An 18126-nucleotide genomic window follows, 5' to 3' on the forward strand; every position below is an offset into this window, starting at 1 on the left:
AATCAGCCTATCTATTAATTATTGGTTTAGCTAAAAATGTTAATTAACGCATGTTGATCCCATACTGTATTTACAAGGGACAATCGTTAATATAATGCCGTATTTCAACCTTAAAGCTTAATAATCATCCGCCACAAGGCGCTGTCTAAAATAACCTAAGGTTTGTTCACCTACAGGAACTACCTCATTTAAGAGCGTTATCACCTGCTCACTATCTTGCGCCTTTGCACTCATCTCGAGATTTTCTGACACAACAGACAGTCCCTGCGCACCAAAACTTGCTGTACTACTTTTAAGGGTATGAGCCTGAATATCAACTTCAGCCATATCTAATAACCCTGACTGTTGGTAAGACGACAAAATCTTTGCAAGCACTTGCAATCTTTGCTGGGCTTCATCAATAAAAATGGTCATCATTCTATGCATCGTTTCTTCACCAAGCATAGTGCTTAATTCGTTTAAAATAGCTTCATCGATTATATTCATATGACTCTCTTATAGCAGGCTATTTCCCTATACACCTTCAAATTGGATTCGATTAGTGGCACAAAACTATCACTCTAGTGATCACCACTTAAGATAACCAATATGATAGCAACCAAAAAGCTACTGTTGCACGTAGTCATCTTCCTTGGTTATATCCTTAACCCGTTGCAATCAAACTTCTTATTAAATCGGCACTGTTAAGCTTTACTATAGCTGCTTACTTAGCAAAAACAATCCACTTATTGGTTGCATGTCCTCTGCAACTTAAGCTGTACAAACCCCATTCCAAACAATGTTACTGATACATAAGTACTCCACAGCCAAGTAAATGAAACATTTTCGACTGCAAAGCAATTATCAATAAAATACATACAGGCTAACTAAAACCAGCTTAATCGGGCTCATTTGAGTTTCATTTTGCGAATCAAATTGCAACGCCCTCAATGACATGGAAATGGGATTAATAACAAATCCATATAAATCAATAAAATAGTGGTATGGCATACAACTTGCGATGTTGCACGTACACATAATATTTCGAGTCATGCTATGCCATTAACTTCAACCAGTAAATTACGCAAGCCTTACCATATCCTTGTTGTTGAGGACTCTGAAACCGAGCGATTCCAGTTAATGAGCTTATTAACAACCATGGGTTACCAAGTAAAAGATGTAACAAGTGCGGAAGAGGCAATAAGTTATCTGGAACACCATCAGATTGATATGGTTATTACTGATTGGATGATGCCAGGACTCAGCGGACTGGAACTTTGTAAAATGATTAAAGCTAACTCAGTTGTCCCTTACACCATTTTACTCACAGGCAATAAACGCAACGAAGATATCATCGAAGGAATAAGTGCTGGTGCAGACGATTTTATCTGTAAACCTTTTAATATTGGTGTACTCAAAGTTCGAGTATTGGCTGGCATTCGCATTATCGAAATGCAAAATGAACTAGCAGAAAAAAATGAAGCATTAAATCAACTGCTATCACAAGAAAAACATTACCTAGAAGCCCTCAAACAAGATCTAGCCACTGCAGCACAGCTGCAACAAGCCCTGCTACCACAAGATCCCTGTTTAGCTAATAACTGGCAGGTTGCCACGGCATTTAAGCCAGCACAGGATTTGGCTGGCGACTTATTTCAGTGTTTCCATATCAGTCCAAAACTCATTGGATTTTACTTATTAGATGTCAGCGGTCACGGCACAGCAGCCTCAATGTTGAGTTTTACTATTGCCCACCATTTGTCTCACACTCAACCTGCGTGGCAAGAGGGAGATATTCGTCACTTGGTCAACAAAGTAAATCTAGAGTTTGATGACCCGGAGCAAACGGGGCGCTTTGCAACATTGTTACTTGGTGTAGCCAATACCGAAACAGGTTTAGTCGAACTTATCAATGCCGGCCACCCAGCTCCAATTGTACTAGCAGAGGATGGCGCTGAATTTATTGACGATAAGTTAATTCACAGCCAATTACCTATTGGCCTAGATAAACATTACCAATATCAAAGTCGGCAGTTCATTCTAAAAAGTGGTGCACAATTACTATTATACTCTGACGGTATATACGAGTGTCGCCATAGTAAATTTGGCAGCTTTGGTCAAAACAAATTATTAAAGAATATCAATGATGCAAGAAACTTAACGGCAGAAAAACTGCTGCATTATTTAAGTTATAGCGCGCTGTTATGGCAAGAGAAAAAGGCCCAGGATGATATATCTTTAATGCTGATATCTCGCGGCCACCCTTGCAATGTTAATGAGGCAACCCAATGAATAGTTTACAGTTCAATCTAAACCGAGATCTAATGTCTAAACATTCTATTTGCAAAGAAATTGAACAGTTTATGCTGCAAAACCAGGTGTCTGACAACAAGCGCTTTAAGATTATTACCTGTACTTTAGAGGCTATTGCTAATGTATTTGAGCATACCATACCGCCTGTCGACGCGATGATAGTCGTCTTTCATTGTGACAGTCACAAAGTCACTATTGATATACTTGATGACTCATTGCACCACGAGTTTACACAGCCCAATTCATGTCCACCAGCACCAGAAAATTCAGGGCGAGGACTTTGGATTATCAACAACTGGATGGACAGCGTTCGCAGTCAAAAAACTGTAGCAGGTACACATCTGCAACTGACCTTAGCAGTCTAAACTCACTTTAACTAACAAGGCTTACTCGCTTAGAAATAAGCCTCTTCTCTCTTCTCTCTTCTCTCTTCTCTCTTCTCTCTTCTCTCTTCTCTCTTCTCTCTTCTCTCTTCTCTCTTCTCTCTTCTCTCTTCTCTCAGCATTTTGCTTTGCAAATTAAGAACTCAACAAGAACAAATCCAAAAATAAACAATAAAGCAAACAAATACAACAAGATAAATATTGGCCTTGTTATTGCAACTATCAATATAACAATCAGATATGACACATGGTTAATAGACCTGATAAGCAAAATGCATCGAGCATTTTTAAGGACAATAATATGACCTTCTCGCAATTAGCACAAAATAACGCATGTAAAATCACTCTACCAACAGAAGTTGTGATGACACAAACTCCGACTCTTAGGGCCGCCATATTGCAACAAATTAACGCAGGAATGAGTCAGCTAATCATCGATTTAAGCCAAGTGGAATACATCGACTCAAGTGGTCTTTCAGTACTCATTTCAGCACTCAAACGTATTGAACAAATTGATGGTGACATCGTGTTGCTATCACCAACAGCAGGAGTGAGATCCTTGATAGAACTCACTCGCTTACACCAAATTTTTGCTATTTACGAAGATGAAAATGCCGCCATTGAATATATCTGCAATGAATCAAACGCTGAGCCAGCAATGCTTTAAACCTTAGTTTGAACAATGTCGGTATATAAAGAGAGGATAACGCTATGAACCCCAATCAAAGCATCCTAATAAGTTCAAATCATCATAATGCGCATTCGTTAATAATCGCCGCATTAATACTCGTAATAATCGCACCATTATTATCGGCTTGCGTGACACCACATGCACCGGAACAAAAAGCGATTTGTGATGAAGATAATAACGACATGACCCTATGCCACTTTTACGACAGTGACACTCCTTATCTGCGCAGTAAAGCGAATCATAATAAACAGACTTCGACACCGCTAACTAATGCAATGGGTAACACATACTTAATGTACGCTGGACAGTCGCAGCAAGCTTTGCACCTTCCACAAAATATTCGTTTATCTGTGGGAGATAGACTTAATGTTAAAGTGCTAAATGGAGAAGAGTTTAGCGGCAGTGTTGAAATCAATAACGATGGCTATATCTATTTACCCTATCTAGCGCCAATTCATGCTAAAGGCCTTGATGTGCAAGCCCTTTCTATAAAGATAAAGCAGCATTTAGTCGATGAGCAATTTATGTTGAAAAATAGTGTGCGCTTGAGTATTACCCCATTGAAGTGGGCCCCAGTTCAAATCACGGTATCTGGTGGAGTATTTGAACCAGGTCAACACCAAATCAATAAAAAATCAGATCTAGAGATCATCGATGATGATGGCGATCATAGCGGTGATCAAGCATCAAAAAGAAGCATTGCAGCCGCGCTGCGTGCATCTGGCGGCGTCCGCCCCGATGCTAACATTAAAGAGATTATGGTTATCCGTGACCAACATAGCTTTACATTAGATCTTTCAGGTGTGATCCACGGTTTTCCTGTACCTAGTATGACTTTAATGTCAGGCGATCATATTCATGTACCTCAACATGACTACTTTGATGATGCGCTGGCACGCCCATCTCAAATTACCGCTCCAGGTATTAGAGTCTTTCTATCCAACTTAACCCAGCCAGCCAGCAGTAACTCGCAATCTGCGGTCGACACTGATGCAACACGATTTCCTTATGGTACTCGTTTACTTAACGGCGCAATCGCTGCCAACTGTGTGGGTGGTGCACAATCTACCAATGCTAGCAGGCATTTACTGCTGATAACTAAGAACCCTCTAACTGCCCAAGTAGATGTTATTGAGCGTTCAATGGATGAACTCATTAGGCATTCATGGGAAACCGGCATGAATCCTATTTTAATGCCTGGTGATGGTATTGCTTGTTATGACTCTCGCGTCACTAATATTCGTGAAATTGCCCGCTCAATTACCGAAGTATTAGTTCCAGCCACATTACTAGAGTTGCTTTAAGCAAATAGGGAGAGGCGATAATGAAATCAATACACGCCTATAGACCACTGCTTTGGCTTCAACGCTATTTTATCAATGGCAGCCAAGTTAGCGTAAAACAAAGAAAGCGAACTTACGTGCGTTCAACTCTTTGGTTACTAGTATTATTGTGGGCATTTGTCCTGTTATTCGTATTACTAAGCCCAAGCCGTTATGTAAGCCAATGGACTCTTATTTTACCCGGTGCGGGTGCAGGTGCTCACGTGTCTTTAGATAGTGTTGGGCAAGCCAACAGCTCTACTAGTTCACCTTATGCTAGCAGCGCAATTGATCCCAGAGTAAATTACAAATCTATTGGTACAAGTAAATCGTTAATTAATGCCGCTGCTGAAACCTTAGAGTTAACTGCCGGAGAGTTTGGTACACCAAAACTTAAACTACCAAGTCAAACAGGAATAATGCAGTTCAGCATTAAAGCTAATTCAGCTAAAGCTGCGCAGCAAAAAGCCTGGGCCCATTATCACAGCCTACAAGCCATTCTGTCCGCTCTTAGAAGTGATGAAATAGAGCAGCGAGAGGATGCCATTCGCGTAGGCATGGCAAGCTTTGCCAACAAAGTAAACCATACTCAAGAAAAGCTACTTAAATTTCAATCTGAACATGGTTTGGTATCACTCGATCAATTTAAAGAATTGGCTTTGACGATGGAAAGGTTAAGGCACAGCAAAGTCAACTTGGTGTCAGAGCTACAAGGGGTCAAGGCTAGTCAAAAGATGCTGGAAATACACCTTTCACTGACACCGAAACAAGCAGCAGGACTACTTACATTAAAAAATGATCAGCTATTTCAACAGCTGTTGATTAGTTATACCCGAGTAACAGCATCTCTTGCTGAATACCGCAGCCGCTTTGGCCAACGTCATCCTAAAGTTGTCACTTACCGCGATGAGCAAGCATCGATTCTGCGGGCGCTTAGCAAAAGATGTAAAGTCTTGCTTGGCTATACAGATAAACGCTTAATGCTGATGCTATCGGCCGATGATTTAGATGGCAGAGCACAGCTTATGCAGCAATTATTAACGCTTAATACAGAAGCTGAAGGTTTAAGGCATCAAATCGATACCCTTTCACAACAAATTCATGATTGGGATCATCGCTTTACAGATAGTAATGACGATGCAGCAAAGCTCGAAGACTTGCAGCGTGAACACCAAGTCGCTACGGCCGTATTTACCTCTGCGCTAGCCAAAATGGATATAGGTAAAGCTGACATCTATGCAGCCTACCCTCTACTACAACTGATGGCCGCGCCAAGTTTAGCTGAAGAGCCTGATAATCTTCTTGTTTTACTCGCTTTGGTTGGCGGCGTATTCGCTTCGATTTCACTAATTGCAGGGATGGGAATGCTATGGATCCGCAAACCTATACTCCAAAAAATTCTGACGAAGTAATCGTTTGGCGTGCAATTACCGGCACCTACGCATTTTGGCTACTGGGCGCTATGTATGTTGTGGCGCCAGTGATTGCGTGGATCCTTTTACTCAGAATGTTCAAACGTCACTTAGTCGATAAAACGATTTATCCTATCACTCGTGCACAAACGACTTGGTTAATCGCTATGGTGGTAATGCTGCTGGCCCTTATTATTGGCCACCTAACTAATGAGCTAGGTTTCGCTAAACTAATTAAGTCCAGCATTGGCTGGGCCAAAGGCTGGGCACTGCTCGCTATTTTTCCTTTGTTAGGATCACTTAATATCCGCCCACACCTTATTTATCGTGCCTGCTGCATTGTCTGCAAACATACACTTTTTTTGCTGCCGCTCTTTATCCTTGCTTGGGCTGTCGGCCTACCCAGTACTTTATATACTTCACCGCTTAGCATTATTGGCGGACCGGGACCTGAGTTTTTTAGTGTTAGCCTATATGAAATTGATCCAGCAAGCGGTCTACCACGCTGGCGTTTATTCACGCCTTGGGCACCAGCTCTCGGCATGGTAGCAAATCTATTTTTCATTTTTGCTACTCAAGAACAATCTGCTCGCTACAAGTTCTATGGTATTACGGGCAGTCTATCTATGGTTTTAATCTCGCAATCGCGGTTAGCACTAGTGTGTTATCTATTATTAGCTGGCTTCTTTTTGTTTATTCGTTTTTACCGCAGTCCATGGATATACCTTATTGCCAGCCCAATATTATTATTGTTTGGCGTATTCGGTATTGAGGTGATTGAAAAGCTACAACAGAGTGTTGAAGCTTTTAAAAGTGCACGAGCAGGTTCAACTCGAGTACGTCAAGAACTAGCCAATATCGCTATTGAGCGATGGGCAAATGAAGCTGTATTTTGGGGGCATGGCATAGTCGAACGAGGGCCACATTTAGTTGAATATATGCCAATTGGCTCTCACCATACTTGGTATGGTTTACTATTCGTAAAAGGTATAGTCGGTGCTTTAGCATTAGCGATCCCGATGTTAATAAGCCTATTGAGTTTACTCGGGCATATCTTTAGCTCTAAGTTATCAGCAGTCGCCGTTGCCATCTTATTACAGCTATTTCTTTATACCTTTGGAGAAAATTTAGAGATCTTAGCTTACCTGTTTTGGCCAGGGCTTATCATCATAGGTATTGCTCATAAAGAACGCGCTAATCACGCCCCAAATGAGCCTGTAGTAGGTGATATAGCAAGCACAAGGATTATCATTTAACGATATAAAGACTGCTACGAACACAATATCAAAGTCGGTTCATTCGCCCATATATTTTAAATAGATCCACATATCTGATGTTAATTACATATCTACCAAACACAGTTACAAGCAACAACTATGAGCAAAAGACGTTTTATTCACTCTACTAACGATTAAAGCCTTAACCTTACTCTCAACGCTGCTTTTCCCCGAAAACCACTCAGCTCTCTCATTAATCACATCACAAAACACTTTCTAATGCGTTAACTTTTACTTCAGAGGTGATTTGCATTTTGCGACGCTAATTTGCAAAGAGGCTTTCATCACATTATCGAAAACATAAACCGCTAGAAAAGATATTTTAACCATATGTTTTTAATGAAAATAAAATTATTTCAGTTAAATAATAAAACTTGGCATAAACCCTGTATTACCTCTGTACACCCTAAATATAAAAAGCATTTTATTCTTACCCATAAACACAGGAGGGCGTGCCATATGCAAAGCTTATCGCTATATCATAACGCGCTAACCGCGGCTTTCAGTACCGCATTGGGTAAAAGTCTTTTTTGGCTTGGGTCAGCTCAAGTGCTGGGGCGCATTGTACGCCTTGGCTCAAGTATTATTATCGCCCGACTGCTCACGCCTGAAGTATTTGGGCAGGTCGCCATTATTCTCGCTAGCTTTGAAATTATCTGTACGCCAACTCGCAGGATCTCCTCAGCAGCATTAATAAAAATGAATGATTCAGAGCTGAAACAGTCTTTAAATGCTGCAAACCAGGTCAATTGGTTTGCGGCAATAACCGCCTTCGTTGCCATGAGCTTACTCAGCTGGCCGCTTGCCATCTATTTTGATGACATGCAGCTAATTCCACCTATGATACTTATGGCAACAAGCTATTTACTCCTGCCGTTAGGCATGCTCTACGCAGCAATTAACCTACGCGCCAATAAAATGCGTGTTGTTGGCCGCGCAGTGCTGTGGCAAACCTTTTTTGATGGAGTGTTAACTGCATCATTTGCGTTACTCGGGCTGGGGATCTGGGCAATTATTTTGCCCAAGGTTATTGTGGTATTTATTTGGATTGGGGTTCATAAATACCGCAATCCTCTGCCCGAGGCTTCATCGCCACAATCAACACCAATGGCTCATGATAAAGCGAATAATAAGACAAATAGTCAAATAAGCGATAAAGCGACAGATAACCCACAACTAGCAATCCCCATGGGACTTCTATCTAAAATATTATCAACTCAAGCACAGGCAATGCTTACCTTTGGTTTGCAGGTGGGCTTTGGTGATTTAGCTATCGCACTTAGACAAAATATTGATTACATCTTAGTGGGTTACTTTTTGGGGATTGAAGCACTAGGCATTTACTTCTTTGCCTTTAATGCAAGCCTAGGGATCAGCCTTGGCTTGGTACAAAGCTATGGCACGGCCTTATATTCCCACTTATGCCAACAGCAGCCCAAAGGCCCAACGCAGTCTAATCCAAAGCAACATTTTGTCTCAAAACAGCAGAAGTACTTTGATTCATTGAAGTTCATCATGCTATTAACTGTACCGATCATTGGATTGCAAAGTCTACTCGCCCCCCTATATGTACCTTTAGTCTACGGCCAAAAATGGCTCGATGCCGGTGCATTACCTGTATTTATTTTGCTTTGTTTAAGTGGATTTGTAAGACCGCTTGGCGAAGCTGCAAGCCAGTACCTTATAAGTGTTGGTAAAACCCGATTCAATCTAATTTGTAATGCGGCATTTACTCTTATTCTTGCACTGACAATTGCGATTTCGAGTCACTTTGGGCTCGAGGCTGTAGCGTTTGGAATACTGCTTGTTCATCTATTAATGATGCCTAGCCTCACACTGTATTTAAAATTATCTAACCAAGGTGAATCAACATCAATAGCCTCTTTAAACTTGCAAGACACCAATACTGCCAAGCCTAAGTAAGCAATTGCGAACTCTAAGCCAATTAGCATTACACGGAGACAAGATATGATAATCAACTCAAACTTCGACAATGATAAGCAAAATAGCTGTCCAGCAATTGTTACCGTTGTAATGCCAATCTATAACGTTGAAGCATTTGTACAGCAAGCTATAGAATCTGTGCTAACACAAAGCTTTAGCGACTTTGAGCTACTGCTCATTAACGATTGCTCTCCGGATAACAGTTTAGATATTTGTAAGCAGTTTACTGACCCTAGAGTTAAAATTATTAGTCACCAACATAACCAAGGTCTGTCGGCAGCGCGTAACACCGGGATCCGTAACGCTATTGGTCGATATATCGCTTTTATTGATTCTGATGATATTTGGCATCCTGATAAATTAACCGAGCATGTTAAGCATTTAGATAATGCCCCCGAGGTTGGAATAAGTTTTAGTCGCTCGTTATTTATCGACTTTGATGGTAAAAAAACGCCTTTTTACCAAATGCCACAACTTACCAATATCATGCCTAGTGATCTGCTATGTCGTAACCCAGTCGGCAATGGCTCTGCACCCGTGATCCGCCGCGAAACCTTAAGTGATATCCAATACTTTGGGGCACATAGCAAAGAAGCGCATCTTTGCTATTTTGATGAAGAATTTCGTCAATCAGAAGATATTGAGTGCTGGGTCAGAATTGTCACAACTACCCACTGGAAAATAGAAGGTCTCCCTGCACCGTTAACCTTTTATCGCCTAAATGAGCAAGGGCTATCAGCCGACATTAGCAAGCAATATGCGTCATGGGAAAAAATGATAGATAAGGTGAGAAGCTATGCACCGAAGCTGCTCTTACAGCATGAAAATAAAGCCAGAGCATTTCAATTACGCTATATAGCCCGTCAAGCAATACGTAACAAAAATGGTAAACAAGCGGTGAAGTACCTCAATAGAGCGATCCTCACAGCTCCAGGGATTATCCTGCAAGAAACTGCGCGTACGTTATCAACCATGGCAGCGGCATACCTATTAATGTTACTGCCCTTTGCAATTTACAATACCGTTGAAAGATTAGCCCAAGCAGCACTGGGCAGAATTCAAATTGCCAAAATAAGCAAAGATGGCGTCAGTCAACGCGTACTGCAACATGAGTTAACTGGAACCTCCAATACTGAGCTCAATTCATAACTCAAACAGGCAAAATAAAGGCTAGTCTCGAAGCATAAACGTTAGTTTAACCTCCAGCTGATCTCTGGGTTGATTATTTGCAGCCTGCTTTGCAAGTTGCAAATATCACCTTCCCCATCGCTCCATGCTTTAAGAATAACATTTTATCCCATTTAAAACAGCAACTTAAAAAATGGCCTGATATATGCAAAGTTGTAAATAACATTACATATATCAACTGCCTGCTCATTAACTCTAAGGTGCGAATATGAAAAACTCTGCAGCGTACGTAACGCAATCTCGTTTAACTATTCGTAGTTTTGAGCTTATTTGTGGCTTATTGCTGATGGTGGTTGCAAGTCCATTTATGTTATTTGCTTGCCTTAGGAGTGCTTTTACAGCTGGCCCTGTTATTGAGTGCGTGTATATCAAAGGTGTCAATAAACAAATCATTTCGCTGTATCAGTTTAGCTATAATGGCTGGTTCAAAAAACTTCCTAATATCATCAATTTAATTACGGGTGACATCCATATAGTCGGTAGCCAATTTAGGTTTTCCATCATCACAGAATCGGCAATAACACCATCAACTGAACAACAGAGTTATCCTCAAAAACGAGCCCAAATGGTTCCAGAGGTTAAACCAGGGATCCTATCAATAGCGCAGTTAAATAGCCTTACAGGGCTCACATTTGAAGATAGTAACCAAGCAATAAATCGAGCCCACAGCAACCTAGCCCGCTACCTATTAGCGCTAGTTAGGATTATGACTCTAAACGCATTATTTAAACTTTTTTTCAAATCTCACCCAAAACATTGTGCCACTATCGCAGTCTTTGGCATCACGCTAAATAATTGGACAATGACGCAACTTTTAGAGGAAATTCTTTTTAGTTGTAACAGCAATGGTAAAAACGTACCTAAGCAGAGTACCGCCTTCAAAGGTGCTATGCAGCAATACGCTTTTGTTAATGCCGACTGCCTAAATATCAGTACGGCTAATGAAAACTATCGTCAGTGTTTACAGCAAAGCCAACGCGTCTTTGCCGATGGTATAGGGGTTAGAGTAGCTTGCTTAAGCAAAAACCAAGCGCTACTCGACAACCTCAACGGCACAGACATGTTTCCTCGTCTTTGCCAGCTAGCAGCAGAACAACAATTATCAATTTATATGCTTGGCGGGCAAAGCAATGTCGCTAGTATTGCCGCAAAAAATATGCAGCAGCGTTATCCCAAACTCAAAATTGTCGGTTGCCATCACGGTTACTTTAATACTGACGCCACTAGCAAAGAAAACTTACAAGTCATTGACGCGATTAATCACTCCGAAGCAGATATTTTATTAGTCGCAATGGGCGCACCAAAACAAGAAATGTGGTTGGCTGAGAATAAAGCAAAACTTAACTGCAAAGTCGGTATTGGTGTTGGTGGTTTGTTTGACTTTTATGCTGAGCGGGTAAAACGCGCGCCCTTATGGCTAAGGCAGATGGGTCTAGAGTGGACATATCGGTTATTACAAGAGCCAACTCGAATGTGGCAACGCTATATAATTGGTAGTCCAGCTTTTCTATACAGAGTATGGCGTGAAAACCGTCAGTTAAAGCAGCTATCAACTAAAGATAGTTTAACAATGAGTGAGCGCTCGCCGTCCATGTCAGCGCAAAGCGAAGCCAGTGAAGCTCTGCAAAAAATAAAGCTGAAGAAGCAATACGAAAAAGCAGCTAGGCGAGCCGTAACGGCCCCTGCCTTTGATGGCACAAGAGCAAATGCTCGTCGGGCCCTATTTGACCTCAATCTAAGGCTTAGCCGTACCGTTAAACGTTGCTTCGATATCATGGTATCAGCGTTGTTATTAGCACTTCTTCTGCCGGTATTTTTAATGACTGCACTTTTAATAAAAGTGACCTCTAGGGGACCCGTTTTATTTAAACAGCCTCGTGCGGGACTGCATAACCGTCCATTTAATATGTGGAAATTCCGCTCAATGTACATAGATGCAGAACATAGGCTGACTCAACTGCAAGAGAGCAACGAAATGGCAGACGGAGTCACCTTCAAAATGAAGTCTGACCCCAGAATAACCAACATTGGACGCTTCATTCGTAAAGCCTCAATTGATGAGCTACCTCAGCTATGGAATGTACTAAAAGGCGATATGTCATTAGTCGGCCCCCGTCCAGCCTTAGCCTCGGAAGTTGAGCAATACAGTACTCATCATCGTAATCGTTTAGCCGTAAAACCAGGGATTACCTGTATTTGGCAAGTTTCAGGTCGATCAACGATTCCTTTTGAACAGCAAGTAGAACTCGATATTGAGTATATCTATAGGCAATCTCTGATGGCTGACATCTGGTTACTGTTAAAAACCATACCAGCGGTTGTTTTTGCCCGCGGCGCATATTAAGGAGCACCCTATGCAAGCAATCATCTTTGCAAATCGTAATGGTAATGAGCTGATGCCACTTAATCAGTTTTACTGTCCTGCTTTGCTTCCTGTTAGCAATAAAAGCATTATTGAATACACGCTGGAAGATCTTGCAAATACGGGGATTAAGCAGGTAAAGCTTGTCGTGTCGTCACAAATTCATGAGCTAAAAGCTGCAATTGGCAATGGTGAGCGCTGGGGATTAGAGATTGACTACTTTTTAAGCCGAGATCAGGAGGACGCATCAAAAGTCATTCCTCGCTTACTACTTGATAAAACGCAATCGATATTGCTCGCCCGAGCAGACATGCTTCGAAGCCCATGCATTAAGTCGTTTGTACGATTTAGTGAGCAAATGCCAAATAGCTTTGTTATAGCCAAAATCAACAATCAAAATGCAGGGCTATTAATGTTGCCAGCTGCTAGAGCACATACTGAAACACTGAATTGGCCACTAGCTAACACTGAAAAATTAATAGAACAGCTAGAAGGTGATTACGTGACCCAAGTGCTTCACGGTGATTGCTTTATGTTAGATAGCTTAAGCGACTATATGCAAGCAAACCAGTCAATGGCAATGGCAAAAGTCATTGGCTCAGCGCCAAAAGGTCGATATATCAGTAGCGCAACTGCAGCGAATGGTTTCTATGTCGGCGCAAAAACTAAAACCGGTCAATTGAGAACTCAAAATGCATGGGGAGTCATTGGTGACAACAGTCAAATTGACGGATCCGTTGATATGCAGCAAAACGTTATTGTTGGGAGTAACTGCTTAATTGATAAAAAGTGCACTCTTAACAACTGCATTATTTTAGATGGTAGCTACGTAGGGCAAGACCTAAACGTCAGCAATGCCATTGTTTGCCAGTCATTACTTATTACACCAGATTCCGGTGGATATATCGAGATTAATGACCAAAGCCTAATTGCAACCAATCAGCTTAACGATAATTCAATAGCCATTAATGATACAGGCTCTAACGTATCGGTCTTCCAACGGTTATCAGCTAGCTTACTGTTTTCAGCGGGTCTAATGCTAAGTCCCTTATTGATTGTGATCGCGATGTTGAGCTCAAGTCATAAGCCCTTGTTTCATCAACAAGTCACCATTAATAATCAAAAGCTCAACACTTGGCGCTGGAACGTTGGCTCATTGTTTTTAAGTCGTTTACCGCAATTGATTTTAGTCATTACAGGCAAACTAAACCTCGTAGGTTGCAGCCCGTTTAATAAACCTTATCAGAACGATGAAACAACAGAAAAATACTCAGAGCAAAACCTGACTGCAAACAAAGAACTTGGCTTGTACGGACCAATACAGTTGCACTCAAATAACGATATAACACATGAAGAGCAGATGTTAATTGAAGCTGAATTCGCACAACTTAAGACCAAAGCCAAATTGTTAAAACTGTTTAAATTATCCCAATCACATAATAGAAATAAAGCTCACAGCAAGGCCACTTTAGGTTAAATCGATTTTTCAATATAGAAAAATTATCGACTGTCACTATAAGGACTAACGCCATGAAAACAATTATCACTTACGGAACATTTGATCTATTTCATTACGGCCATGTGCGTCTATTTAAGCGCCTAAGAGCTTTAGGTGACAAGTTGATTGTCGCGGTATCGACTGATGAATTTAATGCAAAAAAAGGCAAAGCGGCTTTTTTTAGTTACCTACAACGCAGTGAAATTGTAGAAGCCTGCCAATATGTCGACATGGTGATACCAGAGAATAGCTGGAACCAAAAAGCAAAAGATATATGTCGCCATGATGTCAGTATCTTTGGTATGGGTAACGATTGGAAAGGCGAATTTGACGAACTGGGGATCTTGTGTGAAGTTGTATACTTAGATAGAACCGGTGAAATATCTACCACTGAAATCAAAAATAATTTAGCAGAAAAACCACGTGGCAATAAAGGCCCTACCAACACAAAGATGCCAATAAGAAAAGAAGGGAAATAATATTGAACACGCTAAAGGTTTGGCTAAAAGCAATAATAAGAAAGCTAATTTATACATTAGTGTGTGTACTGCCCAGAAATCCAAATAAAGCGGTATTTGGTAGCTACAAAGACAGTTTTAGTGATAACAGCAAATACTTGTATTTACACTGGCAGCAAAATCAGTTTATTCGCAGCATTTGGATAAGCGGTAATAGAAAAGTGATCCATCAATGCTCAGAGTTAGGTCATGAAGCTTACTATAGATGGTCAGTACTAGGTATGTTTCATGCGCTAACGGCGAAGTACTACTTCTATAATAGTTATATTGGCGATATTAATCAGTGGTTGGCTGGTGGTGCCACTAAAGTAAACTTGTGGCATGGTTTACCCCTAAAGAAAATAGAGTTTGATATTAATAACGGACCAATGGCGGCAGTGTTTAATCCTAAAGGCAAAAAAGCACTGTGTAAGCAATGGCTATTTGCCCACCAGCAACGCATAACACCTGATTTAATGCTCAGCCCAAGTGTGCTTATCGACTCTCTGTTTAGTAGCGCATTTAGACTTAACGGCTCGAAGCGTTATTTAGCTGAAGGCTCTAATATTCATACTGCTGATAGCTCTATAACTAATGGGACTGTAACTAATGGGGTTGAGTTGATACGAGCAACAAACCCAAGAACGGATTACTACGCACTTTACACAAGCAAGCGCCAACTGCTAGATGAAATTTTTAGCTCAAACAAGCAAGAAAAAATAAAGCCGAACATCCATGACGCCTCCGAGCAAGCAACTCAGCCGAACATCATTTTATATGTTCCTTCATGGAGAGATAGCCACAAACAGGATAATCCATACAACAGTGCTTTTGATTGGCAACAGTTATCGAATCACTTAGTTGCCAATAACCAACTGTTTCTACTCCGGCTACATCCAAACGAAGCAAGCTTGGCTGACGAGCTAACTGAATACGCCAATATTATTAATATTTCACACTTTGAAGATGTATATGGCTTCTTACAACAGGTTGACCTACTCATCACCGATTACTCATCATTGTTTATTGATGCACTACCGTTAAACACACCAATATGCTTCTACTGCTTTGACGAACAACATTACCAACAAGATTGCCGCGATATGTACGACTATGCAGCAAAGCTGCCAGAGTTCGCACCTAAATGTACAAACTTTGAAGAACTATTGGCGCAACTTGTACCAGAGTCTATTGCCAAGCAGAAACATAAGATGAGAGACAATCATTATCCTGGTGAAGATTGCGCTAATAGCGATATGAAGAACGATATAAACAGCTATCAAGCAGTAACCGAGCTATTTTGGGGAAAGAATACGCCAAATGCATTCTCAGCATTAGAGGAGTGGGTTAGTAAAAGAAGATCCTAGGATCTTCTTAACCTTAATCTTAACCGTCAGCGCAGCGTTCCGTGAGTGAGCCTGCGAACGTTCCGTATACCATAACCGCTTTACTGTCTTTGCTTGTACCGTCTTAGCTTGGTCGGCTTTAACTTCTTAGCTTTAACCCACTGTGGTACACTCAACTGAGTAAAACCATAAAGTCACATGGGCTATTTTTATAATTATGTTTAATTTAAATAAAACATTTTTGATTGACTCCATTCTCGCTAAAGTCCCAGATGTAAAACTTATCTATTTATTTGGTTCCTTCGCTAGTGGCGAGCAACATGCTAAAAGCGATTTAGATATTGCTATATTGCCTGCTAAGGCACTAGATAACCTTAACCGTTGGCAACTTGCTCAAACATTAGCATGTGAACTCAATATCGATGTCGATTTAATTGATTTAAATACCGCATCAACCGTATTGTGCCAACAAGTTATTACTCAGGGGAAATTGCTATGGGGAAGCCAGAATGAAGACAATTATTTTACGGTTAAAACCATGTCCATGTACCAACACCTACAAGCGGAAAGAAGCATGATATTAGCTGATTTCACTTCTAATAACGTGGCGCATAGCAATAAGGGAACAACCAATGAATGATATTCTCATCAATAAAATAGCCACGATCAAACGCTGTCTAAAGCGTATTAATGATGTGTACGGTGATGGCACTGCATTTAAGCAAGATTTTACACTGCAAGACAGTGTGATACTAAACCTGCAACGTAGTTGTGAAGCTTGCATTGATATAGCAAATCATTTAAACCGCCAACATCAATACGGTATACCGCAAAGCAGCCGAGATAGCTTAACCTTGTTAGCACAAAATAATGTACTGAACGAAGAATTAGCTGATAATCTAAAAAAAATGGTGGGACTAAGAAACATAGCGGTACACGACTATCAAGAGTTAAACCTTGACATTGTAATTCATGTTATCAAGCATCATTTAAGTGATTTTGAAGACTTCATTGAAGTAATTAAAAGAAGGTTCTAGAACGCTCCGCTCCGAGGACGGCCTTCGGCCTGCTAGAAAAATCAAAAGCAAACTCGCACCTGCGTTGTCGTTAACCTTGCAAACTTTTTTGGTTTTAACCGTCAGCGCAGCATTCCGTAAGTGAGCCTGCGAAAGTTCCGTATTCCGTTAGGCTGTAGGCCGTTCCGCTTTACCGTCTTTGCTTTAACCTAGAACCTGCTTTTCTTAGGACCTAGAACCTTCTTAGCCTTTTTATCTTTTTCCGATAAAATCGGCTCAACGCCTTCGTCTAGCGGCCATTGAATATTTAACCCAGGGTCATCCCATGCAATGCATCGTTCAAACTCAGGCGCATAATAGTCAGTACATTTATAGAGAATGTCAGCGTATTCACTTAAAGTGAAAAAACCGTGAGCGAAACCTGGAGAAATATACATCTGCAACCGATTATCGGCTGACAATATGTGTCCAAACCATTGCCCATATGTCTTCGAGCCTTTCCGAATATCCACAGCAACATCAAAGATACTTCCCGCAGTGACACGTATAAGCTTACCTTGGGGATGTACTTCTTGATAATGCAACCCACGCAGCACATGCTTTTGCGAACGGCTCATATTTTCTTGTACGAATTGAGGGCAAATAGAACCGGCCTCAGCAAATAAGGCGTCAAACTCTGACTGACGAAAGGTTTCCATAAAGAAACCACGTTCATCACCAAATACCTTTGGCTCAAACAGCAACACGTCAGCAATAGAAGTAGGTATTAATTTCATCGTGGTCTTTTAAAATAAGGTTTAAAAAAGCGAAGACGAACGCTTCGCTCCAAGGGCGGGCTACGTCCTACTAGGAAATCAAAAGCAAAACAGAGTTGCCTTTGACCTTACAGCTCTTTCCA

Annotated in this window: 16 protein-coding genes; 14 read left to right on the plus strand and 2 right to left on the minus strand. The window is 41.0% G+C overall.

The genetic code is table 11. From position 1 onward, the window contains the following. Positions 1–117: 117 nt before the first annotated feature. Positions 118–486 carry an Hpt domain-containing protein gene (locus L2747_RS04040; RefSeq protein ID WP_248997816.1) on the minus strand — a complete coding sequence of 123 codons (369 nt, stop codon included), beginning with the start codon at positions 484–486 and terminating at the stop codon, positions 118–120. A 549-nt stretch (positions 487–1035) separates the two neighbouring features. Between L2747_RS04040 and L2747_RS04045 the strand changes: the two genes are divergently transcribed. The 14 genes from L2747_RS04045 (at position 1036) to hepT (ending at position 17249) form a co-directional block, all read left to right on the plus strand. After that, entirely contained in the window at positions 1036–2271 is a 1236-nt protein-coding gene (locus L2747_RS04045; protein WP_248997817.1) for a PP2C family protein-serine/threonine phosphatase, read from the plus strand. Further along, positions 2268–2657, plus strand: a complete 390-nt coding sequence (locus L2747_RS04050; protein WP_248997818.1) for an ATP-binding protein — start codon at positions 2268–2270, stop codon at positions 2655–2657. Before L2747_RS04045 ends, L2747_RS04050 begins: the two co-directional genes overlap by 4 nt. A gap of 319 nt (positions 2658–2976) precedes the next feature. Next, entirely contained in the window at positions 2977–3342 is a 366-nt protein-coding gene (locus tag L2747_RS04055) for an STAS domain-containing protein (RefSeq protein ID WP_248997819.1), read from the plus strand. A 44-nt stretch (positions 3343–3386) separates the two neighbouring features. Then, positions 3387–4670, plus strand: coding sequence for a polysaccharide biosynthesis/export family protein (locus L2747_RS04060; RefSeq protein ID WP_248997820.1), 1284 nt, complete (start codon positions 3387–3389; stop codon positions 4668–4670). A gap of 20 nt (positions 4671–4690) precedes the next feature. After that, positions 4691–6100 carry a GumC domain-containing protein gene (locus L2747_RS04065; protein WP_248997821.1) on the plus strand — a complete coding sequence of 470 codons (1410 nt, stop codon included), beginning with the start codon at positions 4691–4693 and terminating at the stop codon, positions 6098–6100. Further along, positions 6058–7356 carry an O-antigen ligase family protein gene (locus tag L2747_RS04070; RefSeq protein ID WP_248997822.1) on the plus strand — a complete coding sequence of 433 codons (1299 nt, stop codon included), beginning with the start codon at positions 6058–6060 and terminating at the stop codon, positions 7354–7356. Before L2747_RS04065 ends, L2747_RS04070 begins: the two co-directional genes overlap by 43 nt. 480 nt (positions 7357–7836) lie before the next feature. Beyond that, complete coding sequence (locus L2747_RS04075) at positions 7837–9300, plus strand: oligosaccharide flippase family protein (RefSeq protein ID WP_248997823.1); 1464 nt, start codon at positions 7837–7839, stop codon at positions 9298–9300. Positions 9301–9345: 45 nt separating this feature from the next. Continuing rightward, complete coding sequence (locus L2747_RS04080) at positions 9346–10470, plus strand: glycosyltransferase family 2 protein (protein WP_248997824.1); 1125 nt, start codon at positions 9346–9348, stop codon at positions 10468–10470. Positions 10471–10717: 247 nt separating this feature from the next. Then, the gene (locus L2747_RS04085) at positions 10718–12853 is read left to right on the plus strand and encodes an exopolysaccharide biosynthesis polyprenyl glycosylphosphotransferase (RefSeq protein ID WP_248997825.1); all 2136 of its coding nucleotides are present in this window, start codon (positions 10718–10720) and stop codon (positions 12851–12853) included. A 10-nt stretch (positions 12854–12863) separates the two neighbouring features. Further along, positions 12864–14348, plus strand: a complete 1485-nt coding sequence (locus tag L2747_RS04090) for a sugar phosphate nucleotidyltransferase (protein ID WP_248997826.1) — start codon at positions 12864–12866, stop codon at positions 14346–14348. 53 nt (positions 14349–14401) lie between these two features. Then, positions 14402–14848 carry an adenylyltransferase/cytidyltransferase family protein gene (locus tag L2747_RS04095; protein ID WP_248997827.1) on the plus strand — a complete coding sequence of 149 codons (447 nt, stop codon included), beginning with the start codon at positions 14402–14404 and terminating at the stop codon, positions 14846–14848. A gap of 2 nt (positions 14849–14850) precedes the next feature. Next, positions 14851–16233: a CDP-glycerol glycerophosphotransferase family protein gene (locus L2747_RS04100; RefSeq protein WP_248997828.1), complete on the plus strand. Its 1383-nt coding sequence runs from the start codon at positions 14851–14853 to the stop codon at positions 16231–16233. Between the two features lie 196 nt (positions 16234–16429). Beyond that, positions 16430–16852: a type VII toxin-antitoxin system MntA family adenylyltransferase antitoxin gene (gene mntA / locus L2747_RS04105; RefSeq protein ID WP_248997829.1), complete on the plus strand. Its 423-nt coding sequence runs from the start codon at positions 16430–16432 to the stop codon at positions 16850–16852. Further along, a complete protein-coding gene (gene hepT / locus L2747_RS04110) occupies positions 16845–17249 on the plus strand; it encodes a type VII toxin-antitoxin system HepT family RNase toxin (protein ID WP_248997830.1) in 405 nt (134 codons plus the stop codon). Before mntA ends, hepT begins: the two co-directional genes overlap by 8 nt. A gap of 188 nt (positions 17250–17437) precedes the next feature. Here the strand turns inward: hepT and rfbC are convergent, their stop codons facing one another. Then, entirely contained in the window at positions 17438–18004 is a 567-nt protein-coding gene (rfbC, locus tag L2747_RS04115; RefSeq protein WP_248997831.1) for a dTDP-4-dehydrorhamnose 3,5-epimerase, read from the minus strand. Positions 18005–18126 lie beyond the last annotated feature (122 nt).

The organism is Shewanella marinintestina (assembly GCF_023283845.1).
Taxonomy (GTDB): domain Bacteria; phylum Pseudomonadota; class Gammaproteobacteria; order Enterobacterales; family Shewanellaceae; genus Shewanella; species Shewanella marinintestina.

Excerpts from the sequence above, each read along its gene's own strand:
- L2747_RS04040 (WP_248997816.1), bottom strand. The coding sequence starts at position 486 with ATGAATATAATCGATGAAGCTATTTTAAACGAATTAAGCACTATGCTT.
- L2747_RS04045 (WP_248997817.1), top strand. The coding sequence starts at position 1,036 with ATGCCATTAACTTCAACCAGTAAATTACGCAAGCCTTACCATATCCTT.
- L2747_RS04050 (WP_248997818.1), top strand. The coding sequence starts at position 2,268 with ATGAATAGTTTACAGTTCAATCTAAACCGAGATCTAATGTCTAAACAT.
- L2747_RS04055 (WP_248997819.1), top strand. The coding sequence starts at position 2,977 with ATGACCTTCTCGCAATTAGCACAAAATAACGCATGTAAAATCACTCTA.
- L2747_RS04060 (WP_248997820.1), top strand. The coding sequence starts at position 3,387 with ATGAACCCCAATCAAAGCATCCTAATAAGTTCAAATCATCATAATGCG.
- L2747_RS04065 (WP_248997821.1), top strand. The coding sequence starts at position 4,691 with ATGAAATCAATACACGCCTATAGACCACTGCTTTGGCTTCAACGCTAT.
- L2747_RS04070 (WP_248997822.1), top strand. The coding sequence starts at position 6,058 with ATGGATCCGCAAACCTATACTCCAAAAAATTCTGACGAAGTAATCGTT.
- L2747_RS04075 (WP_248997823.1), top strand. The coding sequence starts at position 7,837 with ATGCAAAGCTTATCGCTATATCATAACGCGCTAACCGCGGCTTTCAGT.
- L2747_RS04080 (WP_248997824.1), top strand. The coding sequence starts at position 9,346 with ATGATAATCAACTCAAACTTCGACAATGATAAGCAAAATAGCTGTCCA.
- L2747_RS04085 (WP_248997825.1), top strand. The coding sequence starts at position 10,718 with ATGAAAAACTCTGCAGCGTACGTAACGCAATCTCGTTTAACTATTCGT.
- L2747_RS04090 (WP_248997826.1), top strand. The coding sequence starts at position 12,864 with ATGCAAGCAATCATCTTTGCAAATCGTAATGGTAATGAGCTGATGCCA.
- L2747_RS04095 (WP_248997827.1), top strand. The coding sequence starts at position 14,402 with ATGAAAACAATTATCACTTACGGAACATTTGATCTATTTCATTACGGC.
- mntA (WP_248997829.1), top strand. The coding sequence starts at position 16,430 with ATGTTTAATTTAAATAAAACATTTTTGATTGACTCCATTCTCGCTAAA.
- hepT (WP_248997830.1), top strand. The coding sequence starts at position 16,845 with ATGAATGATATTCTCATCAATAAAATAGCCACGATCAAACGCTGTCTA.
- rfbC (WP_248997831.1), bottom strand. The coding sequence starts at position 18,004 with ATGAAATTAATACCTACTTCTATTGCTGACGTGTTGCTGTTTGAGCCA.